At 75.7% G+C, this 21,911-nt stretch carries 19 protein-coding genes and 7 tRNA genes; 16 read left to right on the top strand and 10 right to left on the bottom strand.

Annotated elements, in window-relative coordinates; genetic code table 11:
• Positions 1–58: 58 nt before the first annotated feature.
• The 4 genes from cbiE (at position 59) to ACSUPT_RS04290 (ending at position 8,190) form a co-directional block, all read left to right on the top strand.
• The gene (gene cbiE / locus ACSUPT_RS04305) at positions 59–1,273 is read left to right on the top strand and encodes a precorrin-6y C5,15-methyltransferase (decarboxylating) subunit CbiE (RefSeq protein WP_351963019.1); all 1,215 of its coding nucleotides are present in this window, start codon (positions 59–61) and stop codon (positions 1,271–1,273) included.
• A gap of 305 nt (positions 1,274–1,578) precedes the next feature.
• On the top strand, positions 1,579–5,460 hold the full coding sequence (cobT, locus tag ACSUPT_RS04300) for a nicotinate-nucleotide--dimethylbenzimidazole phosphoribosyltransferase (protein ID WP_436943496.1): 3,882 nt from the start codon (positions 1,579–1,581) through the stop codon (positions 5,458–5,460).
• A gap of 636 nt (positions 5,461–6,096) precedes the next feature.
• On the top strand, positions 6,097–7,329 hold the full coding sequence (gene cobA / locus ACSUPT_RS04295) for a uroporphyrinogen-III C-methyltransferase (protein WP_403504784.1): 1,233 nt from the start codon (positions 6,097–6,099) through the stop codon (positions 7,327–7,329).
• Between the two features lie 42 nt (positions 7,330–7,371).
• Positions 7,372–8,190, top strand: coding sequence for a TrmH family RNA methyltransferase (locus ACSUPT_RS04290; RefSeq protein ID WP_436943495.1), 819 nt, complete (start codon positions 7,372–7,374; stop codon positions 8,188–8,190).
• A 276-nt stretch (positions 8,191–8,466) separates the two neighbouring features.
• Here ACSUPT_RS04290 and ACSUPT_RS04285 read toward each other — a convergent pair whose 3' ends face one another.
• Positions 8,467–9,744, bottom strand: a complete 1,278-nt coding sequence (locus ACSUPT_RS04285; protein ID WP_436943494.1) for a serine/threonine-protein kinase — start codon at positions 9,742–9,744, stop codon at positions 8,467–8,469.
• 625 nt (positions 9,745–10,369) lie between these two features.
• On the opposite strand from ACSUPT_RS04285, the gene ACSUPT_RS04280 reads away from it, so the two are divergent.
• A complete protein-coding gene (locus ACSUPT_RS04280) occupies positions 10,370–10,576 on the top strand; it encodes a hypothetical protein (protein WP_351963015.1) in 207 nt (68 codons plus the stop codon).
• Between the two features lie 209 nt (positions 10,577–10,785).
• On the opposite strand, the gene ACSUPT_RS04275 is transcribed toward ACSUPT_RS04280, so the two are convergent.
• From ACSUPT_RS04275 to ACSUPT_RS04255, 5 genes are all read right to left on the bottom strand, one after another.
• Positions 10,786–10,857 (bottom strand) — tRNA-Val (locus ACSUPT_RS04275).
• A 48-nt stretch (positions 10,858–10,905) separates the two neighbouring features.
• A tRNA-Val gene (locus ACSUPT_RS04270) sits at positions 10,906–10,977 on the bottom strand.
• 28 nt (positions 10,978–11,005) lie between these two features.
• Positions 11,006–11,077: transfer RNA gene (locus ACSUPT_RS04265), tRNA-Val, on the bottom strand.
• Between the two features lies 1 nt (position 11,078).
• Positions 11,079–11,152: transfer RNA gene (locus tag ACSUPT_RS04260), tRNA-Cys, on the bottom strand.
• Positions 11,153–11,191: 39 nt separating this feature from the next.
• Positions 11,192–11,264 (bottom strand) — tRNA-Gly (locus ACSUPT_RS04255).
• Between the two features lie 762 nt (positions 11,265–12,026).
• Between ACSUPT_RS04255 and ACSUPT_RS04250 the strand changes: the two genes are divergently transcribed.
• The 3 genes from ACSUPT_RS04250 to ACSUPT_RS04240 are packed head-to-tail and all read left to right on the top strand — an operon-like array spanning position 12,027 to position 14,726.
• Positions 12,027–13,085 carry a chorismate-binding protein gene (locus ACSUPT_RS04250; RefSeq protein ID WP_436943493.1) on the top strand — a complete coding sequence of 353 codons (1,059 nt, stop codon included), beginning with the start codon at positions 12,027–12,029 and terminating at the stop codon, positions 13,083–13,085.
• 2 nt (positions 13,086–13,087) lie between these two features.
• Positions 13,088–13,900 carry an aminotransferase class IV gene (locus ACSUPT_RS04245; protein ID WP_436943492.1) on the top strand — a complete coding sequence of 271 codons (813 nt, stop codon included), beginning with the start codon at positions 13,088–13,090 and terminating at the stop codon, positions 13,898–13,900.
• Positions 13,901–13,943: 43 nt separating this feature from the next.
• On the top strand, positions 13,944–14,726 hold the full coding sequence (locus ACSUPT_RS04240; protein ID WP_399219135.1) for a GNAT family N-acetyltransferase: 783 nt from the start codon (positions 13,944–13,946) through the stop codon (positions 14,724–14,726).
• A 22-nt stretch (positions 14,727–14,748) separates the two neighbouring features.
• On the opposite strand, the gene ACSUPT_RS04235 is transcribed toward ACSUPT_RS04240, so the two are convergent.
• Positions 14,749–15,273 (bottom strand): DsbA family protein, encoded by a 525-nt coding sequence (locus tag ACSUPT_RS04235; protein WP_436943491.1) that lies wholly within the window; start codon positions 15,271–15,273, stop codon positions 14,749–14,751.
• A 246-nt stretch (positions 15,274–15,519) separates the two neighbouring features.
• Here ACSUPT_RS04235 and ACSUPT_RS04230 point away from each other — a divergent pair, with 246 nt between their 5' ends.
• Positions 15,520–15,987 carry a hypothetical protein gene (locus ACSUPT_RS04230; RefSeq protein ID WP_436943490.1) on the top strand — a complete coding sequence of 156 codons (468 nt, stop codon included), beginning with the start codon at positions 15,520–15,522 and terminating at the stop codon, positions 15,985–15,987.
• A 152-nt stretch (positions 15,988–16,139) separates the two neighbouring features.
• Positions 16,140–16,322 carry a hypothetical protein gene (locus ACSUPT_RS04225; protein ID WP_351963246.1) on the top strand — a complete coding sequence of 61 codons (183 nt, stop codon included), beginning with the start codon at positions 16,140–16,142 and terminating at the stop codon, positions 16,320–16,322.
• A gap of 94 nt (positions 16,323–16,416) precedes the next feature.
• Here the strand turns inward: ACSUPT_RS04225 and ACSUPT_RS04220 are convergent, their stop codons facing one another.
• Together ACSUPT_RS04220 and ACSUPT_RS04215 are read right to left on the bottom strand one after the other, a co-directional pair.
• Entirely contained in the window at positions 16,417–16,977 is a 561-nt protein-coding gene (locus ACSUPT_RS04220; RefSeq protein ID WP_351963009.1) for a CGNR zinc finger domain-containing protein, read from the bottom strand.
• A gap of 306 nt (positions 16,978–17,283) precedes the next feature.
• The gene (locus tag ACSUPT_RS04215) at positions 17,284–17,697 is read right to left on the bottom strand and encodes an SsgA family sporulation/cell division regulator (protein WP_003959770.1); all 414 of its coding nucleotides are present in this window, start codon (positions 17,695–17,697) and stop codon (positions 17,284–17,286) included.
• A gap of 198 nt (positions 17,698–17,895) precedes the next feature.
• Here ACSUPT_RS04215 and ACSUPT_RS04210 point away from each other — a divergent pair, with 198 nt between their 5' ends.
• From ACSUPT_RS04210 to ACSUPT_RS04195, 4 genes are all read left to right on the top strand, one after another.
• Positions 17,896–18,363 carry a TIGR02611 family protein gene (locus tag ACSUPT_RS04210; RefSeq protein WP_351963008.1) on the top strand — a complete coding sequence of 156 codons (468 nt, stop codon included), beginning with the start codon at positions 17,896–17,898 and terminating at the stop codon, positions 18,361–18,363.
• 64 nt (positions 18,364–18,427) lie between these two features.
• Positions 18,428–18,502 (top strand) — tRNA-Val (locus tag ACSUPT_RS04205).
• A gap of 83 nt (positions 18,503–18,585) precedes the next feature.
• Positions 18,586–19,092 carry an SRPBCC family protein gene (locus tag ACSUPT_RS04200; protein WP_436943489.1) on the top strand — a complete coding sequence of 169 codons (507 nt, stop codon included), beginning with the start codon at positions 18,586–18,588 and terminating at the stop codon, positions 19,090–19,092.
• Positions 19,083–19,154, top strand: a tRNA-Val gene (locus tag ACSUPT_RS04195). Before ACSUPT_RS04200 ends, ACSUPT_RS04195 begins: the two co-directional genes overlap by 10 nt.
• 105 nt (positions 19,155–19,259) lie before the next feature.
• Here the strand turns inward: ACSUPT_RS04195 and ACSUPT_RS04190 are convergent.
• Positions 19,260–19,988, bottom strand: coding sequence for a 3'-5' exonuclease (locus ACSUPT_RS04190; protein WP_351963006.1), 729 nt, complete (start codon positions 19,986–19,988; stop codon positions 19,260–19,262).
• A 150-nt stretch (positions 19,989–20,138) separates the two neighbouring features.
• Between ACSUPT_RS04190 and ACSUPT_RS04185 the strand changes: the two genes are divergently transcribed.
• The gene (locus tag ACSUPT_RS04185; RefSeq protein ID WP_351963005.1) at positions 20,139–20,726 is read left to right on the top strand and encodes a DUF4365 domain-containing protein; all 588 of its coding nucleotides are present in this window, start codon (positions 20,139–20,141) and stop codon (positions 20,724–20,726) included.
• Positions 20,726–21,850 (top strand): hypothetical protein, encoded by a 1,125-nt coding sequence (locus tag ACSUPT_RS04180; protein ID WP_436943488.1) that lies wholly within the window; start codon positions 20,726–20,728, stop codon positions 21,848–21,850. The genes ACSUPT_RS04185 and ACSUPT_RS04180 overlap by 1 nt, the downstream gene beginning before the upstream one ends.
• The last annotated feature ends 61 nt before the right edge of the window (positions 21,851–21,911 follow it).

Genomic DNA, 21,911 nt, shown 5'->3' with positions numbered 1-21,911 from the left:
GCCGGTACGCTCGCAGCAGCCCCGACCTGCACCGACACCCCCAGGGAGACAGACGAAGATGGCCGACCGGGTCACGGTGATCGGATGGGACGGCTCACCCCTCACCGCTGCCGCGCGGTCCGCCCTCTCGGCCGCCACCCTCGTCGCCGGCGCCGCGCACCACCTCGCCCTCCCCGAAGTCCCCGAGCGCGCCGAACGCATCCGCCTCGGCAGCGTCGACCTCGCCGCCCGCCGCATCGCCGGACACCGCGGCACGGCCGTCGTCCTCGCCGACGGCGACCCCGGCTTCTTCGGCGTCGTCCGCACCCTGCGCGACCCGGCCCACGGCCTGGAGGTCGAGGTCGTCCCCGCCGTGTCCTCCGTCGCCGCGGCCTTCGCCCGCGCCGGCATGCCCTGGGACGACGCCCGCGTCGTCGTCGCCCACACCCGTACGCTGCGCCGCGCCGTGAACGTCTGCCGCGCCCACCCGAAGGTCGCCGTCCTCACCTCCCCGGGCGCGGGCCCCGCCGAACTCGCCCTCATGCTCGACGGCGTCCACCGCACCTTCGTCATCTGCGAGGCGCTCGGCACCGAACGCGAGCAGGTCACCGTCCTCACCTCCGACAAGGCCGCCGACCTCACCTGGCGCGACCCGAACGTCGTCATCGCCATCGGCGGATCCGCCCCCGCACCGGCGGGCGGCGGCTGGCTCCTGGGCCCCGACCCCGGCCCCGTACGCGGCTGGGGCCTCACCCCCGACGCGTACGAGGACGACGCCGGCCGGCCGCCCGGCACCGGCGGATCGCCTGCCCTGCGCGCCGCCCAACTGGCGCGTCTCGGCCCGCGCGTCGGCGACCTCGTCTGGGACATCGGCACCGGCTCGGGGGCCTTCGCCGCCGAGGCCGCCCGCTTCGGCGCCGCCGTCATCGCCGTCGACGCCGACCCGGCCGCCTGCGCCCGCGCCGAGGCCGCCGCCCGCCGCTTCGGCGTCCAGCTCCAGGCCGTCGCGGGCCGCGCCCCGTACGTACTGGAACGCCTCCCGGAGCCGGACGTGGTCCGCGTCGGCGGCGGGGGAGCGGACGTCGTCGCCGCCTGCGCGGACCGCCGCCCCGAACGGATCGTCACCCACGCCGGCACCCGCGACGAGGCGGAGGCGGTCGGCGCCGCCCTCGCCGCGGGCGGCTACACGGTCGAATGCGTCCTCCTCCAGTCCGTGGACCTCGACCCGGCCGCCTGGTCCGAACGCGACCGCTCGGTGGCCTTCCTCATCGCCGGCCGCAGGCCCGCCCCGTGATCTCCCCGCTACGGAAGGCCAGGTAGGCTGGCCGACCGTTCGACCACAGCCGGGTGTTCGGCGTTTCGTTCGCCGCCACCCGCCGCGGGCGCCCTCCAGGGGGCACCACGTGGGAGAACACGACTGGGGGGGACGCGCGACGTGGCGCAGTCCACAGCCGACCGTGGCGGAATGCCACTGCCACGGGGCCCGAACGCGGCGAGAATGCTCGTTGTCCGCACGCGTTCGTGCCGCGCGGCGCGCACGCTCGTTGTTGATGGCGGGCGGAAGTCTGAAGGAGCACAACCGATGGGCGAGGGGTACGCATGACTGACACCGGCCAGGTCCCGGGCGAGGGGCAGCCGGAGAACGCAGGCATGGTGGAGCAGCCGGGCACGCCCGCCCCGGACGCCTACACCTTCCTCGACCCCTCCGGCCCCGCAGCCGACGACGACGATCTGCTCCTGATGCCGGGCGCCCAGGGCGCGTGGACGGAGCCCCAGCCCGGTGTCGCCCCGGCCCCGCCCGTGACCGTACCGATGCCGCAGACGCCCACCGGTGAGCAGATGCCATACGAGCACACCCCGCAGGAGGCGGCCGCGCCAGGCGCGGGCACGGACGGCCACGGCACCGTGCACACCCCCACGCCGCCCCCCACCCCCCAGCCCCCGCACCAGGCCCCGCGGCGTCCGCTCCACATGGGCCCGCCGATGCCGGACACGGGCGGCGTCGTACGCTCCCTGGCCGACCGCGGCCCCGCGCCCGTGACCCCCGCACCGTCCCAGGCCCCGGCCCCGGCCCCGGCGCCCATGCCGGTGCAGGGCCCGCCGACGCTCGGCCCCGAGTACCTGGACGTGCCGGGCTCGGCGGCGCAGGGCGGCCAGCCCTGGGCGCAGCAGCAGGCCCCGGCGGAAACGGTCCCGCAGGACGCCACGGGCCAGTTCGCCACGGATGAGGGCGCCGCCCCGGCCGCCCAGCAGCCGGCCGCGCCCACGGTCCCGTCGCCCCGCCACGGCACGCCCCAGCCCGCGCCCGGGCAGACCCCGGCGCAGGGCGTCCCGGCGCAGCCCGCCCCGGCGCAGGACGCCCCGGTGCAGGGCGCCCCGACGCAGGACGCTCCGGCCGAGGCGCAGCAGCCCGTGGCCCCGGAGCCCCCGCAGGCGCCGCAGGCCGAGGCGGCCCCGGAGGCCGCACCCCAGGCCACCCCGGCCCACGGCACCCCGGCCCCGGCGGCCCCCGCCGAGCCGGTCGCCGAGGCACCGGCAGCCGAGGCACCGGCAGCCGAGGCCCCCGAGGTGCAGGCGGCCGAGGCACAGGTTCCCGTGGCCGCCCAGCCCGCGCCCGCCGAGGCCCCGGCACCCGCTCCCGTGACGGAGACGCCCGCGACCGCGCCCGCGCACGCCGCCCCGGCCCAGCCGGTGGAGGCCCAGGCCGCAGAGCCGGTGGAGGCCCAGCCGGTCCCGGCACAGCCCGCCGAGCCGCAGCAGGCGCAGGCACAGCCCGCCGAGCCGACGGCCCCGGAGCAGACGGCCCTCGAGCAGGCCGTCGCCCAGGCGCCCGCCGAGCCGGTCGCACAGCCGACCCCCCAGCCCGTGGCCGAGCAGGCCCAGCCCGAGGCGCAGGCAGTCGAGGCCCCGGCGGTCGAGGCGCAGGCGGCCGAGGCGGCGCCTGCGGAGCCGGTCGCGGTGGCCCAGCCCGCCGGACTGCCGCTTGCCGAGGCCGAGCCCGCCCTCGCGGCGCCCGCCGTTCCGGCTCCCGCGGCCCCGGCAGCGGCCGAGACGCCGGCCGAGGCCCCCGCCCCCGTGGCCGCCCCCGAGGAGGCCGCGCCCGCGCAGGCCGAGGACGTCCAGGAGGCGGCGGATCCGGCGGAGGCCACGGCCCCGGCCGAAGCCGCCCAGGAGGCCGCCGCGCCCGCCCCCGCCGCCGGGGAACCGCCGGTCGCCGTCCAGCCCGTGGCAGAGGCCCCGGAGGCGGCGCCCGCCGAGGCACCGGCACCGGTTCCGGCCCCGCAGCCCACCTCCGCGGAGGCCCCGGAGGCCGCCCCGGCCCCGGTGGAGGCCGCCGAGGAAGCCCTGGTGGAGACCGCCGAGGAAGCCCCGTTGGAGGCCGCCCCGGTCGAGGCCACCGACGGGACGCCTGCCGCCGCGCCCGCCCCGGAAGCCGTACCGGCAGCTCCGGAGACCGCCGCGCAGCCCGCCCCGGAAGCGGCGGCCCCGGCCCCGACCGCGTCCCCCATCGACGCCGAAGCCCAGGCCCCCGACGCCATCCCGGGCGACACCCCCGCGGAAGCGGCCGAGGCGCCCGAGGCCCCCGAGGCTCCCGAGCAGGCCCAGGTCCCCGCGGCGGCGGCCGACCAGGAAGCTGTGGAGGCCCCCGCAGCAGCGGCCGACCCGGAGCAGCCCGCAGCAGCGGCGGCGCCCGCGGACTCCCCGCAGCCCGCAGAGCCGGAGGACGGCGTGGAGCCCGCTCCGGCGGGCCCGCCCGCGCCCGGCTACGCGGACGAGGAGCGCGAGGCGATCCTGCGGGTCATGCGGGAGCGGCGGGACATCCGCAACGGCTTCCGCAGCGACCCGATCCCGCACGAGGTGCTGCTCCGCGTCCTGGAGGCCGCCCACACGGCGCCGTCCGTGGGGCACTCCCAGCCGTGGGACTTCGTCGTCATCCGCTCCGCCGAGACGCGCCGCGCGATGCACGAGCTCGCGCAGCGGCAGCGTGAGGCGTACGCCAAGTCGCTGCCCAAGGGCCGGGCGAAGCAGTTCAAGGAACTGAAGATCGAGGCCATCCTCGACACCCCGGTGAACATCGTCGTCACCGCCGACCCGACGCGGGGCGGCCGCCACACCCTCGGCCGCCACACGCAGCCGCAGATGGCCCCGTACTCCTCCGCGCTCGCCGTGGAGAACCTGTGGCTCGCCGCCCGCGCCGAGGGCCTCGGCGTCGGCTGGGTCAGCTTCTTCGACGAGCGCGAGATGGTCCGCGCCCTCGGGCTGCCCGAGCACCTCGAAGTCGTCGCGTACCTGTGCGTCGGCTACGTCGACGAGTTCCCCGAGGAGCCGGAGCTGATGCAGGCGGGCTGGTCCAAGAGGCGTCCCCTGTCGTGGGTCGTCCACGAGGAGACGTACGGCCGCAGGGCCCTGCCGGGCGAGGAGCCGCACGACCTCCTCCAGGAGACCGTCGCCAACATCCGCCCGCTGGACGCCAAGGCGCTCGGCGAGGCGTGGGAGCGGCAGAAGCGCATGACCAAGCCGGCCGGCGCGCTCGGCATGCTGGAGATCATCTCCGCGCAGCTGTGCGGCCTGTCCCGGACCTGCCCGCCGCCCATCCCGGAGCCCGCCGCCGTGGCGATCTTCGCGGGCGACCACGGGGTGCACGCCCAGGGCGTCACGGCGTGGCCGCAGGAGGTGACGGCGCAGATGGTCGCCAACTTCCTGGGCGGCGGCGCGGTGTGCAACGCCTTCGCCAACCAGGTGGGCGCCGAGGTGTGCGTCGTGGACGTCGGCGTCGCCGCCGACCTGCCGGCCACGCCCGGCCTGCTGCCGCGCAAGGTGCGCGCGGGCACGGCGGACTTCACGACCGGCCCGGCCCTCACCCGCGATGAGGTCCTCGCCGCGATCGAGGTGGGCATCGAGACGGCCCGCGACCTCGTGGCCGCCGGCAACAAGGCGATCCTCACCGGCGAGATGGGCATCGCCAACACCACGGCGTCCGCCGCGCTGATCTCCGTCTACACCGGCGTGGACCCGTCCGAGGTGACGGGCCGCGGCACGGGCATCAACGACGAGATGCACGCCCGGAAGGTCGACGTGGTGCGCCGCGCCCTCGACCTGCACAAGCCGGACCCGGCCGACCCGATCGGCGTGCTCGGCGCGGTGGGCGGTCTGGAGCACGCCGCGATGGTCGGCTTCATCCTCGGCGGCGCATCGCTCCGTACGCCGGTGGTGCTCGACGGCGTCAGCGCGGGCGCGGCCGCACTGGTCGCGCGCGCCGTGGCGCCCGAGTCGCTCGCCGCCTGCATCGCCGGACACCGCAGCGCCGAGCCCGGCCACATGGCGGCGCTCAACAAGCTGGGCCTGCGCCCGCTGGTGGACCTGGACCTCCGCCTCGGCGAGGGCACGGGCGCGCTGCTGGCCCTGCCGCTGGTGCAGAGCGCGGCGCGGGCCATGCACGAGGTGGCGACGTTCGACTCGGCGGGCGTCACGGAGAAGTAGCATCAGGCCCCCGGAAGGCCCCCGGCCGCGAGGCCGGGCCCTCCGGGGAAGGCCCCGGCGCTCCAGGCCACCGCCCCGGAGGGCTCCCGCCCCCGAAGGCCGGCCCACCGCAAGGCCCGGCCCCAGGCCAGCCCCGGAAGGCCCCGGCCGCGAGGCCGGCCCGCCGCAAGGCCCGGCCGCAGCCCAGCCCCGGAAGGCCCCGGCCATGGAGGCCAAGCCATCCGGGGAGGCCCGGCCTCGCAAGCCACCGGCCCGGCGGCGGCCCAGCCCCGAGGGGCCCGCCCGCCGGGCGCGGGTCCCGAAGGCCACAGGGCCCCGGCCCGTAAGGCCCCGGCAGGTAGGGCTCCGCGCGGAACACCCGTTCCACGCGGACCCCACCGGCCACAGCCACCCGACCCGCCACGCCCACGCACCCCACGCCGACCCCGCCCCACCCCCCCCGGCCGGAAGCCGCCACAGGCCCCCTGCCGCCGACCCCGCAACCCGCCCCCGGCGTGACGAGGGCAACGTGCCCGGCCATGAGCGCGCGTGCCCCCGCCCCGTATCGTGGTCGCCAGCGCTTCGCCCCGTCTCACCAGCCACTTCACCGTCGCAGTGGCCCCGCACCGCACCACCCGCCGAGGAGACCACACCGCCATGGTCGAGCACGCCGAGCAGCCCGCCTACCCCGTCGGACTCCGCCTCTCCGGGCGCCGTGTCGTCGTCATCGGCGGCGGCCAGGTGGCGCAGCGCCGCCTCCCGGCGCTGATCGCCGCGGGCGCCGACATCACCCTCGTCTCGCCGTCCGCCACCGCCTCCGTGGAGGCCATGGCGGAGGCCGGCGAGATCCGCTGGGAGCGCCGCCGCTACGAGGACGGGGACATCGCCGACGCCTGGTACGCGCTGATCGCCACCACCGACGCGGAGGCCAACGCCCGGGCGTCCGCCGAGGCCGAGCGGACCAAGACCTGGTGCGTGCGGGCCGACGACGCCGAGGCCGCCACCGCCTGGACCCCGGCGACCGGCCGCATCGAAGGCGTCACCGTCGCCGTCCTGTCCGGCAACGACCCGCGCCGCTCGGCCGCCGTGCGCGACGCCATCGTGGAGGGCCTGCGCGACGGTACGCTCACCGCGCCCCAGCACCGCGACCGCGCCCCGTTCGTCGCCCTCGTCGGCGGCGGCCCCGGCGACCCGGACCTGATCACCGTGCGCGGCCGCCGCCTCCTCGCGGAGGCCGACGTGGTCATCGCCGACCGGCTGGGCCCGCGCGACCTGCTGGACGAACTCCCGCCGCACGTCGAGGTGATCGACGCGGCGAAGATCCCGTACGGCCGGTTCATGGCCCAGGAGGCCATCAACAACGCGCTGATCGAACACGCCAAGCAGGGCAAGTCCGTGGTCCGCCTCAAGGGCGGCGACCCGTTCGTCTTCGGCCGCGGCATGGAGGAGGCGCAGGCGCTCGCCGAGGCGGGCATCCCCTGCACGGTCGTGCCCGGCATCTCCAGCTCGATCTCCGTGCCCGGCGCCGCCGGCATCCCGGTCACCCACCGGGGCGTGGCGCACGAGTTCACCGTCGTCAGCGGCCATGTCGCCCCGGACGACCCGCGCTCCCTGGTGGACTGGGCGTCGCTGGCGAAGCTGCGCGGCACGCTGGTGATCCTCATGGGTGTCGACAAGATCGGCAAGATCGCGGAGGCGCTCGTCGCCCACGGCAAGGACCCGGCCACGCCGCTCGCGCTCGTCCAGGAGGGCACGACCGCCGCGCAGCGCCGGGTGGACGCCACGCTGGCCACCGTCGCGGAGACCGTACGGGCGCAGGACGTCCGCCCGCCGGCCGTCATCGTGATCGGCGACGTGGTCCACGAGGCCCCGGACAAGCACGCCCGCTGACCCGCTCCCCTCACCCCACCTCTCCGGACAAGGCAGCACCCCGTGGCAGAACTCCTCACCATCGACGACCCCGACGACCCGCGCCTCCACGACTACACGGGCCTCACCGACGTGGAGCTCCGGCGCCGCCGGGAACCGGAGGAGGGCCTGTTCATCGCCGAGGGCGAGAAGGTCATCCGCCGGGCCGTGCAGGCCGGTTACGGAATGCGGTCGATGCTGCTCTCCGCGAAGTGGGTCGACGTCATGCGGGACGTCATCGAGGCGAGCCCGGCACCGGTGTACGTGGTGCAGCCGGCGCTCGCCGAGCGGGTCACCGGCTACCACGTGCACCGCGGCGCGCTGGCGTCCATGCGCCGGGAGCCGCTGCCCGCGGCGCGGGAGCTCCTGGCGACGGCCCGCCGCGTGGCGGTCATGGAGTCCGTGAACGACCACACCAACATCGGTGCGATCTTCCGCAGCGCCGCCGCCCTGGGCATGGACGCCGTGCTGCTGTCGCCGGACTGCGCGGACCCGCTGTACCGGCGTTCGGTGAAGGTGTCGATGGGCGCGGTGTTCTCCGTCCCGTACGCCCGGCTCGACAGCTGGCCGCACGACCTGGAGGCCGTACGGGAGGCGGGCTTCCGGCTGCTGGCGCTGACGCCCGCCCAGGAGGCTGTCGTCCTGGACGAGGTGGCGCCGCACCGCCTGGAGCGGGTGGCGCTGATGCTGGGCGCGGAGGGGGAGGGCCTGTCGGCGCGTGCCCTGCGCGCGGCGGACACGTGGGTGCGCATCCCGATGGCCCACGGCGTCGACTCGCTGAACGTGGGCGCCGCGGCGGCCGTCGCCTTCTACGCGGTGACAGCGGGCCGCCCGCAGTCCTGAACGCCGGGACGTCCGCCGCGGTCTGAACGCCACGACGCCCCGCCCGCAGTCCCGGAGGCCGGGGCGCCCGCCCGCGGTACCGCACACAGAGGCGCCCAGCCGCAGTGGTTCACACAGAGGCGCCTACCCGCGGTACCGCACACCGAGGCGCCCGCCCGCAGTCCTGCACACAGAGGCGCCCCGTACGCAGTCCTGACCGACGTCCGGTCATCCTCCCCGCGCCGGGAGAGCCGCCGCCCACGGCGGCCGGGGCGGGCCCGCGCCCCGCGTCGGCCCTCAGCCCTGGAGGGCCTGCGCCGCGGCGATCCCCAGCAGCACGATCAGCGTCACGACCACGAACACGAACAGCCGCTGGCGCAGCAGCCGGGGGTTGGCGGGCCGCCGAAGCCGCGGCGAGGTACCCGTGCCCCCGCCGGCGCCCGTGCGGCGCGGGCCGGTCCGGGGGCCCGTACGGGGACCGGTCCGGGCGCCGGCCTGCGAGGGGTGCCGGGGCCCGCGCGACCCGCCGGTCCGGGACGGCGACACCGACTGCGGCCCCCGGCCGCCGGACACGGGGACGCCCTGCGCCCGGCCGTGCGTGGTCCGCTCGGTGTACCGCTCCGTGGGCCGGGGCGCCGGACGCCCGGACCGCCGCCCGCCCGTGGCCCGCTCGGCACGCTCCAGGCGCTCCGCGCGGTCGGGGCGGGGGACGGTGGGACGCGCGTCGGGCGCGGGCGGCGCCATGCCGAGCCCCTGTGCCTCGCGCGCGGCGATCTCCTTCAGCCGCAGCGACAGCTGCAGGGTGCTGGGCCGGTCCTCGGGCTCCTTGGCCAGGCAGGCCCGTACGAGGGGGGCCAGCGCGTCGGGCACGCCGTGCAGCTGCGGCTCCTCGTGGACGACGCGGTACAGCATCACCTCGGAGCTGCCGTGCCCGAACGGCGAGTCGCCCATCGCCGCGTACGCCAGGGTCGCGCCCAGCGCGAACACGTCCGTCGCCGGGGTGACGGCCGCGCCCCGCACCTGCTCGGGCGCGAGGAAGCCGGGGGAGCCCACCGCCGTACCGACGTGGGTGAGGGTGGACGCGCCGGTCGCCCAGGCGATGCCGAAGTCGATGATCCGGGGGCCCTTGGGGGACAGGAGGATGTTCGACGGCTTCAGGTCGCGGTGGACGACGCCTGCCTCGTGGACGGCGACGAGCCCCTCCGACAGGGCGGCGCCGATTGCGGCGACGTCGGCCGCGGGCAGCGGCCCCTCCTCGGCGATCTTGTCGTGGAGGGACGGGCCCGGTACGTACTGCGTGGCGAACCAGGGGCGCTCGGCCTCCAGGTCGGCCGCGACCAGCCGGGCCGTGCAGCCTCCTCGGATGCGCCGCGCGGCCGACACCTCGCGCGCGAAACGCGAACGGAATTCCTGGTCCTCGGCCAGATCCGGCCGGATCACCTTCAGCGCCACCCGCTGGCCGCGCCGGTCGGAGCCGAGGTAGACGACCCCCATCCCGCCCGCGCCGAGCCGCCGGTGCAGCCTGAACGAGCCGACGACACGCGGGTCCTCGCGCCGGAGCCGCATCATCGCCATGTCCGTCCCCTACCTGCCGTGGGGAGCTCCCCACCCCGCCGTCGCGGTCCTTCTGACGTCGCCCAGCTTACGTACCCGGAACCGGGTGCGCTCATAGGCCGCGCCCTCTCTCCACGATCGATTCTCGGCCGCCCGCCCGGCAACTGACCGCGCCTCAGCGCCACCGCCCGCCCGGTCCGGGGACCCGACGGATGATCAAGCTCCTTGCGCCGCAGGGACTTTGGGAACGATCACCGTCCGGCCCTCCGGGGGTGCGCGGGCGCCGCCCGCAGGGGGTCGGTGGGGGAGTGTGCGGGGCCTCCGGGGGGACCCGTACGGGACGTGAGCGAAGTCACCCGGCCCCCCCGCGTGCCCGCCCCGGCCGGCCTGACGGGAGTCGGCCCGCCCCGGTTCCCGGCCCCGGTCGACGGGCCCTCTCAGGGATGACCCGTAGGGCCTGGGGGGCGTTCTCCAACCAGGGGAGTACGTCACCGGGCGGGCCCTCCTCCTGGAGGAGGCCCGGGAATGGGTACGCGGGCATGACGTCGGGGGCGGACCGTTTCCCTAGGGTTGTTGTCGAGCGGCGGGTGCAGCACTCGTCCCCCGAGGTCCACACCCGCCGCCGCAGACAGACGGGAGAGGAGCCATGGCGGACACGGCACCGCGGACGATGATCCGTACGCGAGGGCGCAAAGCGGTCTTCGCGTCGCTGAGCGGCCGCCCCGGCCGTCGCCACCCCCTGGTGGCCACGGCGATGGTCCTCCCCCTCGCCGCCCTCCTGGTCGTCGCCTTCGGTGGCTGGGAAGCGGTGGTGACACAGGCGTCGTCCGTGGGCGTGATGCTGGGGCGCTGAGCGGGCGCTCCGGGCCCGGGAGAGCGGCCCGGGCCGGGGACATCCGGCCAACCCCGTGGGGACGGGGGTGCGGCGGACGGCAGCGGCGGCCGACCGGCTGGGGAGCCGGTCGGCCGCCACTTCTTTCACCGGTCTCGTCCAGGCGTCCGCCTCGGCGGGCGCAGACGGAGAAGCCCCGTCCGCGGTGAGCGGACGGGGCTTCTCGGCTGTGGACGATACTGGGATTGAACCAGTGACCTCTTCCGTGTCAGGGAAGCGCTCTCCCGCTGAGCTAATCGTCCTCGGGACCACAGGGCCGTGACAGAAAGTACGGAGCTGTGGGCACTGCGTGCGCGATACTGGGATTGAACCAGTGACCTCTTCCGTGTCAGGGAAGCGCTCTCCCGCTGAGCTAATCGCGCGGGAAACCTCTGCTACCAGCGGTTTCAGTGGACGATACTGGGATTGAACCAGTGACCTCTTCCGTGTCAGGGAAGCGCTCTCCCGCTGAGCTAATCGTCCTTGGAGGTGGAGACGGGATTTGAACCCGTGTAGACGGCTTTGCAGGCCGTTGCCTCGCCTCTCGGCCACTCCACCCGGAGTGTGTGGGGGGTCGGGAAGATCCCCCACGTTTCGAGCGGACGACGAGATTCGAACTCGCGACCCTCACCTTGGCAAGGTGATGCTCTACCAACTGAGCCACGTCCGCCTGTCGTTTCCGTTTCGCTTGCGCGTCCCGGCGACGTGTTGAACTCTAGCGGATTCCCGGGCCAGTACAAAAACGCGTTTCCGCAGCGTGCTGCGCCGCCGTCGCCCGCGCCCCGCTTCCCGGCCCCGGCGGCGAGGGCCACCAGCCCGGATGCCCCGCCGCCGACACCGCCCCGCCGTGCCCCGTCCACCAGCTCCTCGAGGCCGCCACGACCGCACCACCCGGGCCTCCTCCGCCCCGAGCCACCCGCAGGCAGGAAGGCCCCGGCGCCCCCAAGTGCGCCCCTCAGGCGGCGGGCCTCCAGCACCGGCGGGGGTGCCGGGGCCCGGGCAGCGGCTCTACCGGCCAGCCCAGCGCCCGCTGGGCCCCACGGCGGCCGACCGGCTCGCCGGCCCCCAGGCGCCCCCAAGCCCTCCGTCCGTCCATGCGCCACCCCCGGCCCTCCCACAGGTCACCCGCGCCGCCGGGGCATGGAAGGGGCGAGGGCTGCCCACCGAAAGATCCGCTCCTCGCAGCAGGGGGGAGCGCCGCGTCCGCGGCCAGCCAGGCGCGCGGGCCGCCTGGCACGTGCGCCGCCCGGCCTGCGGGCGGCGCACGCTCGGCTGACGGCATCCGGTCGGGGTGTGCCCGCCTGGAGGGAGCCCACCTGAGGGAGCCACCTGGAGGGACAGGGCCAGGCGCGTGGAGCCGCAGCGCCCGCCGGCCGCCCGCGCCCGCCCCGCGCAGGCGCCCCGTGTCCCGGACCGCCCTACACTCGCATCCGTGCACGACCTCGCTCCTCTGGCCCGTTTCGGCGGGCTGCTCGCCACCGACCTGCGGGATGTCACCAGCGACCCGGAGGCCCTGGACTCCTCCGGGTTCTGGGCCGTCGCCGCCGACTTCGAGGGCCGCCTCACCTGCGCCCGCTTCGGAGACGTCCGCCCCGACCCGGTGCCGGCCCCCGTTCCCGGGCGCTGGCGCGGCCCCGCCGTCGGCGACTGGACGTCATCGCTCGACCGCGAGGCGTACACCGCCGGCGTACGGCGCATCCGCGAGCACATCGCGGCCGGCGAGGTCTACCAGGCCAACCTCTGCCGCGTCCTGTCCGCGCCCCTCCCGCCCGGCGCCGCCGGCACGGCCGATGTGGACGCCCTCACGGCGCTGCTGGCCCGCGGCAACCCCGCCCCCTATGCAGGAACGATTCGCCTGCCCGCGCACGGCGTGGAGATAGCCACCGCGTCCCCGGAGCTGTTCCTCCGCCGCGACGGCGCGGTCGTCGAGTCCGGCCCCATCAAGGGCACCGGCAGGACCGCCGACGACCTGCTGGAGAAGGACCACGCCGAGAACGTCATGATCGTCGACCTGGTCCGCAACGACCTCGGCCGCGTCTGCGCCACCGGAAGCGTCACCGTGCCGAGCCTCTGCGCCGTCGAGGCGCACCCCGGCCTCGTCCACCTCGTGTCCACCGTGCGGGGCGAGCTCGCCGCCGGGCAGGGCTGGGCCGGCCTGCTGGCGGCGACCTTCCCGCCCGGCTCCGTCACCGGGGCCCCCAAGTCCAGCGCCCTGCGGATCATCGAAGCCCTGGAGACGGCGCCCCGGGGCCCGTACTGCGGGGGCGTCGGCTGGGTCGACGCCGACCGCCGCACCGGCGAACTGGCCGTCGGCATCCGCACCTTCTGGATCGACCGGCGCGAACACCGGGGCGTCCTGCGCTTCGGCACCGGCGCCGGCATCACCTGGGGCTCCGACCCGGAGCGGGAGTGGCAGGAGACCGAACTGAAGGCGGCGCGCCTCCTCGCGGTAGCGTCGGGCGTGTACGAGGCGAGCGGAAGGACCATCTGACGATGAAGCTGTGGGTCAACGGCGGACTGCGGGACGCGGACGCCGCGACGATCTCCGTACTGGACCACGGCCTGACCGTGGGCGACGGCGTCTTCGAGACGCTCAAGACCGTCGACGGCAAGCCCTTCGCGCTCGACCTCCACCTGGACCGGCTCGTCCGCTCCGCGCGCGGCCTCGGCCTGCCCGACCCCGACCTGGACGAGGTGCGCCGCGCCTGCGCCGCCGTCGTGGAGGCCAATCCGGTCCGGCTCGGCCGGCTCCGCGTCACCTACACCGGCGGGCTGTCCCCGCTCGGCTCCGACCGCGGCGACAGCGGCCCCAGCCTCGTCGTCGCCCTCGGCGAGGTCGCGCACCGCCCCGACACCACCGCCGTCGTCACCGTCCCGTGGACCCGCAACGAGCGCGGCGCGCTCACCGGACTGAAGACCACCTCGTACGCGGAGAACGTCGTCGCGCTCGCCTGGGCGCACCGCCAGGGCGCGTCGGAGGCGCTGTTCGCCAACACGGTCGGGCAGCTCTGCGAGGGCACCGGCTCCAATGTCTTCGTCGTCGTCGACGGCGGCCTCCACACCCCGCCGCTCGCCTCCGGCTGCCTCGCGGGCATCACCCGCCACCTGGTGATCGAGTGGACCGGCGCCCAGGAGACCGACCTCCCCCTGGACGTCCTGCGCACCGCCGACGAGATCTTCCTGACCTCCACGCTCCGCGACGTCCAGGCCGTCCACCGCGTCGACGACCGGGAGCTCCCGGCCGCGCCGGGCCCGGTCACCGCCAAGGCCATGCGGGTCTTCGCCGAGCGGGCCGCCCTCCTCTGACCGGGTGATGGCCCGGGGCCCCGGGGTGGGTAGGTAACCGGTGATGACCACCACCCTGCGGCCGTCCGGGCCGCTCCAGCAGGCCGACGACGGCACCCGGTCGCGCACCTACGAGGTGTGCGTCAACAGCCGGCCCGTCGGCACCGTCCGCGTCGGCACGCTCCCCGCCGAGGGCAGCCGGCCCCTCGGCACCATCAGCGGCCTGCGCGTCGCCGAGGCGGACCGCGGGCGGGGCCGGGGCACCGTCGCCGCGCTCGCCGCCGAGGAGGTGCTGCGCGGCTGGCGCTGCGACCGGATACGGGTCTGCGTACCCGCCGACGCGCCCGCCGCCGAGCGCCTGGCCGCCGCGCTCGGCTACACCGCGAGCGGCCACGTCCTCGTGAAGGACCTCACCGCCCCCGCGGAGCCCGCCCCGCCGCTCCCGCCCGGCCTGGAGATCCGGCCCATGACCGGTGCCGAGGCCGCCGAGTGGATCGCCGCCGACCCGCCCCGCGCCGCACGGCTGCCCGACGGGCCCGCGACCGACGGCACCCGCCTCCACGTCGCCCTGCGGGACGGCGTCCGGGCCGGCCACCTGTGGACCGGCCCGCACCGGCTGCCCACGGGGGAGCGGGTGCCGTACGTGTGGGAGCTCGCCGTCCCCGAGGGGCAGCGCCGCAGGGGCCACGGCCGGGCCCTGATGCGCTTCGCCGAGGACCTCGTACGCGCCGCGGGCGGCGACCGCCTCGCCCTGCGCGTGGACCCCGGCAACAGCCCGGCCCGCGCCCTGTACGCCTCCCTCGGCTACCGGCCGCTGCTCACCCACTACGAGAAGACCCTGTACTGAGCGGGCGGCCGGGACGGCCTGTTCAGTCGCTGGCGGCCAGCAGCCGGTCGGCGATCTCCTCGATCCGCGCCCGCAGGCCCTCCTGGCTCTTCCCGCCGTCCAGGCGCTCCCCGCCGATGACGTACGTCGGTGTGCCGGTGACCCCGATGGCCTTGCCCTCCGCCTGGTCGGCGTCGACCACCAGCAGATGCCGTCCGTCGATCAGCGCGGTGTCGAACTCCTCGGCGTCCAGGCCGAGTCCGCGCGCCGCCTCCAGCAGGAACGCCTCGCCCTTCGCGTCCAGCTCCTCCACCCGGCCGAGGACCTCCTCCACGTACGGCCAGCCCTTGCCCTGCACCAGGGCCTCCTCGGCGGCCTGCGCGGCGGCGTACGCGTGCTTGTGCTTCTCCAGCGGGAAGTGGCGCAGCCGTACGTCGAGCCGGTCGCCGTAGCGGTCCCGCAGGGCCCGTACGTCGTCGAGCGCGGTCCGGCAGTCGGGGCACTGGAGCTCGCACCAGACGTCGAGGACGACGGGCCGGGCGGTGGGTTCGGTGGTGGAGTCGTTCATGGGGCCAGTCTTCCAGCCGGTCCGCCGCCGCCCCAAGCGGGACGGCCGCGCCCGGCCTCGCGGGGCCCGCGCGCCGCCGGCTCGTCCCCGGGGCGGTCGGACGGGTCCCTGGTTTCTCCCGGAGATCTCCCCGGGGAGTCCCGGAGATCTCCCGGAGATCGTCCGCCGCGCCGACGAGCCCATGGCCAGGGCACACCCGGCCGATGCAGGATGGAAGGGACGTGACGCCCAGGGCTGGAGGACCCGATGCTTGCCGAGACGATCTGTTCCGCGGTGTCCGCGGCTGGCCTGGGCATCGCGGCGATCACGGCGTACCGCAGGCGGTTCCTCGCCGCGGCCCGCGTCGCCGCCTATGCGCTGGTGCCCCTCGGCCTGGTGCTGACCGGCGCCGTCGAGTGGCTGGCCGGCACGGCGTTCAGCCCCGTGGCGTGGGCCGGCTTCGGACTGCTCGGGGCGTCGTGGCTGCTGTTCACCACCACCAGGGCCGTCGAGCGCCGCAGGGGCGGACGCGGGGAGCGCGTCAGCCGGCGGGAGCGCGCGCAGCGGCGTGCCGCCGAGGCGTCCGGGGCGCAGCGGCCGGAGGCGGCGCCGGGCGCGGTGCCGCGGGGCGCCGAGCGGCCGACGCTGGACCCGGGGCAGCGCCGTGCGGGCGGGGCCGCGCCCGCCGACGACTTCAGCGAGATCGAGGCCATCCTCAAGAAGCACGGCATCTGACGGGCCCCGCCCCGAGAGCCGGCCGCCCCGCCACTCCTGTGGGGGACACCCGGGGTGGCGGGAGGGGTGGCGATGGGAGGCGGGCCTATGGCGCTCGGTCGACGTTTGTAGCGAACTGCCCCTATTTGCCTGGGCTGTTGGGTCACGGGCGCATGAGCGGCTCGGCCATGATCGGCCGCGAGATGCTCGATACCTCGCGGGAGCAGAACCCCGCCCCCACCAAAGAACCGCGCGGCTGCCTGTTCGCGCTCTCCCAGCCACCGCTCATGATCTTCCTGACCGTGATCGGCGTCCTGCTGCTGATGGCGTCCCTGCACGACCTGCTGCTGCTGTGAGGGAGGCCCCGAGCCCTCCGACCGGCCCCCTGCCGTCGGACCACCCGCCGCCGCTCGGGTCGGCCTGCCGCCGGACCGCCCGCCATCGCTCGGGTCAGCCGGCCGCCGCGTCCTTGCGCCGGGCCCGGTACGCCGCCACATGGAGGCGGTTTCCGCAGGTGCGGCTGTCGCAGTAGCGGCGGGAGCGGTTGCGGGACAGGTCCACGAAGGCGCGGCGGCAGTCCGGGGCCTCGCAGCGTCGCAGCCGCTCGCGTTCGCCCGCCACCAGGATGAACGCCAGCGCCATGCCGCAGTCGGCCGCGAGATGGTCGGCGACGGAGGCGCCGGGGGCGAAGTAGTGGACGTGCCAGTCGTACCCGTCGTGGTCCGTCAGTTGCGGCGTCGTCCCGGCGCCCGCGACCAGCTGGTTGATCAGCATGGCGGCCGTACGCGCGTCCGGCGCGGCGAACACCTCGGCGAACCGGCTGCGCACCTCCCGTACGGCCCGCAGATCGCGGGGCCCGAGCTCGCCGACCCCGCTGACCTCGTGGCTCTCGACGAACGCGTACAGCGACGGCACGTCCGCGAGGGTCTCGCCGCGTCCGCCCTCCGGGGCGGTGTTCATCAGGTCGACGACGGTGTCGAGGGCGATCCGGGTGTCGTGGGGGATCAGCACGCTTCCGCTCCCTGGCCTGCCGCGGGCGGGCGCCCGCCGGATTCCGTCGACTCTAGCGGCTCCCCCCGAAGGCCCCTCCGGGGCCGTGGGCGCGCTTCTGTCACCCGTACGGGCCAATCCACGCCCCCGGCAGCTCCGGACCCGTCCGCGCACGCGTACGCCGCCATCGCGACGACGCGCGATGACGGCGTACCCGTCCACCCTGTCCACCGATCCGCCGCCCCGCACAGCAGGCCCGGGCCGCGGAAGGGTGTGCCGGCGCCGTCGCCCCGAGTCGGACGGCGCCGGATGGCTCCTGTAGTGGTCTCAGCTCTCCGCGAGGATGTGGGACAGCTCCGTGTCGAGGTCGAAGTGACGGTGTTCGGTGCCGGGCGGCACCGCCGCGTCGGTCCGCTTCAGGAACGACTCCAGGGCCCGCGCCGGGGCCTCCAGCAGCGCCTCGCCCTCCGGGGAACTGAGAGCGATGCAGACGACGCCCTGACCGTGGCTGCGGGACGGCCAGACCCTGACGTCGCCGGTGCCGGTGGGGCGGTGCAGCCCCTCGGCGAGAAGATCGCGGGCGAAGACCCACTCGACCGTCTCCTCGGCCCCGGTGTGGAAGGTGGCGTGCACGGCATACGGATCGGCCGTGTCATACCGCAGGCCCGCCGGAACAGGCAGTGAGGACTCGCTCGATACAACGAGGCGCAGGTGCAGCTCGCAGCTGACCGTGGTGTTCATAAGCGCCATGGCCTTTCGCTCAGTGTGCGCTCGGGGATTCGCACGTCGGCGAAATCGACATCCCACCTACGGTGCCGTTGTAAACCCCTCTGCCCGTTTTGGGTGGGCTTGGGTACCTCGATCAGCGGCGGGTAACCGCCGGTTATAGGTCATTTTCGGTAAGGGCCAGCCGGCCTGCCTTCCGGTAAGTTTGGCCTTATGAGCGCGGAGAGTGACGAGCGGGGCAGGGCCGCCCAGTCGGCGGCCGGAGCACCCGCGACGGGGGACGTGACCCACCAGACCGACCACGGAGAGCGGCCGCTCGGATCACGGGCGCCCGACTTCGTCAAAGCCCGACGCACCCTGCACCTGAGCTGGCAGGTCGGCGTCTTCCTCATAGGCCTCGCCGTGGTCGTCGTCGGCGTGATCATGCTGCCGCTGCCCGGCCCGGGCTGGTTCGTGATCTTCGCCGGCATGGCCATCTGGGCCACCGAGTTCGTCTGGGCGCAGCTCGTCCTGCGCTGGACCAAGCGCAAGGTCACCGAGGCCGCGCAGCGCGCGCTCGACCCCCGGGTCCGGCGCCGCAACATGATCCTCACCGCCACCGGCCTCGTCATCGCCGGGGCGCTCGCCGCCGTCTACGTGTGGAAGTTCGGCTTCGTCATGCCCTGGAAGATCACACAGTGATCCGGGCAGGCTCCCACCCTGGTCAGGGCACCCGCTGACATGCGGTAATGTTTGCGGTGCGCCCGGGCGATTAGCTCAGCGGGAGAGCGCTTCGTTCACACCGAAGAGGTCACTGGTTCGATCCCAGTATCGCCCACCACCCGGACCGAAGGCCCTGGAGACGATCTCCAGGGCCTTCGGCATACCCGGCCCCCCGCGCGGCAGACGTCCCCCATGGACCCCATGAGCCGCACGGACTGGAACCACTACCGCTTCCACAGCCGCTGGACGCTCCCGGCGCCGCCCGCGGCCGTCTTCGCCGTCCTCGAACACCCCGAGCACTACCCCCGCTGGTGGCCCCAGGTCCGCGAGGCCCGCCGCGTCGACGACCGCACCGTCACCGCCCGCGTCCGCTCCGCCGCCCCGTACACCCTCGCCGTCACCCTCGTCGGACGCCGCCGCGACCCCGCCGCGCGCGTCCTCGAAACCGCCCTCACCGGGGACCTCGAAGGCTGGGCCCGCTGGACCCTGGCACCCCACGGCGACGGCGGCACCCTTGCCGAGTACGAGCAGGACGTACACCTCCGGGCCGCCCTCCCGCGCTGCGTCGCCCTCCTCGCCCGGCCGCTCCTGCGCGCCAACCACGCCCTGATGATGCGCGCCGGCCGGCGGGCCCTGGCCGCACACCTCAAGCGGTTTGAACGAAACCCGCCGGGACCTGTATGGTTCAGTGCGTTCCCGGGCGATTAGCTCAGCGGGAGAGCGCTTCGTTCACACCGAAGAGGTCACTGGTTCGATCCCAGTATCGCCCACAGAAGAAGGCCGGTCCCTCAGCGGACCGGCCTTCGCGCATCCCCGGCACCGCGCCCCGCGCCGCCCCGGCCGGACCCGCAGCGCCGCGCCGGACCGCGTACCGCTCAGGCCGCCGCCACCGACTGGCCCGGCCGCAGCGGCCACGCCGGGTCCACCGCCTCGTCCGACCCGTTCCGCTCGAACCACGCCTGCAACCCCCGCGCCTGCGCCGCGTGCCACACGGCCTGACGCGTGTGCAGCTCCGCCGGCGACAGCTCCTCCAGCCGCGCGGCGAACCGCCGCCCCAGCGCCCGTACGACCTCCAGCGCCGCCGCCGCGTCCGCCGCCGCGTCATGCGCCCCGTCCAGCGCCACCTCGTAGTGCGCGCACAGGTCCGTCAGCGTCCTGCGGCCCTTGCGGTACCGGTCCAGATGCTTGTCCAGCACCCGGGGGTCCAGCACGCACAGCGGCACGTTCCGCAGATATCGCGCCAGCGACGACGCCCTGTGCCGCCGCAACTCCCGGTCCAGCAGCGTCAGATCGAACGGCGCGTTCATCACCACCAGCGGCCGGCCCGCCGCGCACTGGTCCGCCAGGACCCTGCCTATCTCGTCCATCACCGGCGCCGGCCACCGGCCGTACCGCTGAAGGTGATCGTCCGTCAGGCCGTGCACCTCCGTCGCCCCCGGCGGCACCGGCACCCCCGGATTCACCAGCCACCGCGTGACCCGCAGTCGGCCGCCCTCCACGTCCTGCACCACCAGCGCCGCCGAGACGATCCGGTCCCGTTCGACGTCCACACCCGTCGTCTCCGTGTCGAATGCGGCCAGGGGTCCCTCGAACCAGCGCGCCATCCCCGAACTCCTCGCACATCACCGGCAGATGGACCGATCCCCGGCCCGAAACGGTGATACCCGCACCGTTTGCCCCGTACGCCGCCCGGTCACAACACACATGAGCAGCGCGTCAGATGACGCACCGACAGCCCGGAAGGCACCAGGAGCATGGCGCTCGCCGCCCAGCCCGACCCCGGCACCCAGCACGCCCCACCCCACCCCGGCACCCCGCCCGACCCGCCCCGGCGCGGCGCACTCGCCACCACCGCCTGCATGGAGACCCTCCAGGTCGCCTACCTCCACGCCGTCGCGGCCGCCGCCGGATGCACCCTCTCCCAGCCCTTCCCCGACAACGGCATCGACTGGCACATCAGCCACAGCGCCCCCGGCCACACCGTCGACGACGAAGTCACCATCAAGGTCCAGCTCAAGGCCACCTACCAGATCGCCCCGCAACCCCCCGGCCCCGCCTTCCCGTTCACCCTCGACAACGCCCACCTCGTCAAACTCGCCCGCACCCCCGTCGCCGTCCACAAGATCCTCGTCGTCATGCTCGTCCCCCGCTCCCGCGACGACTGGCTCCGCGCCCGCCACGACGGCCTCGACCTGCGCCACTGCTGCTACTGGACCAACCTCGCCGGCCACCCCGTCACCGGCCGCAACCGCACCACCGTCCGCATACCGACCACACGGATCTTCGACGACCGCGCACTCTGCGAGATCATGAACCGGATAGGGGCGGGAGGCACCCCCTGATGCACCGACCGACCAGCGAAGGCGCCCACACCGCCCCACCCGACCCCCGGCGCGTCGACCCGCGCGTCCTCGCCGCCCTCCTCCACCGCCACGGCTGGCACCGCAAGGGCGGCAGCCGCGGCCCCTACACCCGCTGGACCCCACCCGAACCCGGCGCCACCCCCACCAGCCTCCTCATCCCCGCCAGCCGCGCCTTCCCCGACAGCGACGACCTCCTCAGCGAAGCCCTCACCGCCCTGACCCGCACCACCACCCCTTCCGCCCGCGACATCCTCACCGCCCTGGCCACCCCCAGCGACGAGATCCGCTGGCACCGCGCCACCGCACCCTCCCCCCACCTCCACGGCCAGGCCCCCTGGACCGCCCAGGACCAGCTGCGCACCGCGGCCCGCCAGGTCCTCCTCGCGGCCGCCCACACCCTCCACGGCCACCACGCGCTCATCGACCACGTCCTCGTCACCACCCCGCCCGACGCCGCCCGCACCCTCACCGCCCACATCCCCGTCGACCCCGGCCGCCCCGTCACCGAACGCCTCCACCACGCCCTCCACGCCACCCGCGCCGCCGTCGACTACCAGCGCGCCACCGGCCGCCCCGACGCCTTCGACACCGCCGTCGCCACCGGCGCCGGACCCGAACTCACCGAAGCCCTCATCGCCCTCGTCCACGGCACCGAAGGCGCCGCCATCACCCTCGCCTGGGCCCCCGCCACCGGAGCCCCCGCCGGCTGCGCCACCCGCCCCGAACCCGTCGAGTTCACCCCCGGCGACCTCCCCGCCCTCCGCCAGGCGGGCGCCCGCTACCGCCGCGCCCGGCCCTCCGTACCCGCCAGGGTCACCGGCACCGTCGTCCGCCTGCGCCGCCCCGGCCCGCACGGCCCCGGCACCGTCCGCCTGCGCGTCCTCACCGGCGCCGACGCCCCCCATCTGCGCGTCACCCTCGACGAGGACGCCTACCGCACGGCCGTCCGCGCCCATGTCGAAGGGCTGCCCCTGCGCGTATCCGGCCGCCTGGAGAGCCGGGGCGGCCACCGCAGGCTCACCGACACCCACGACGTGGCGGTCGTCCAGGTCGACGACGCCGAGCGCGACCGGCTGCTGAAGACCCTCGACGAGGAGTGCTGACCCGGCCGCAACCGCTTCGCGAGGGGAGGGGGTGGCTCGGTACCATGCCGTATTACGCGCG

The organism is Streptomyces sp. SudanB25_2051, from assembly GCF_964272635.1.
Classification (GTDB): Bacteria; Actinomycetota; Actinomycetes; order Streptomycetales; family Streptomycetaceae; genus Streptomyces.
The sequence above is the reverse complement of the archived record's forward strand: the minus strand, read 5'-3'. Positions and strand labels throughout refer to the sequence as shown.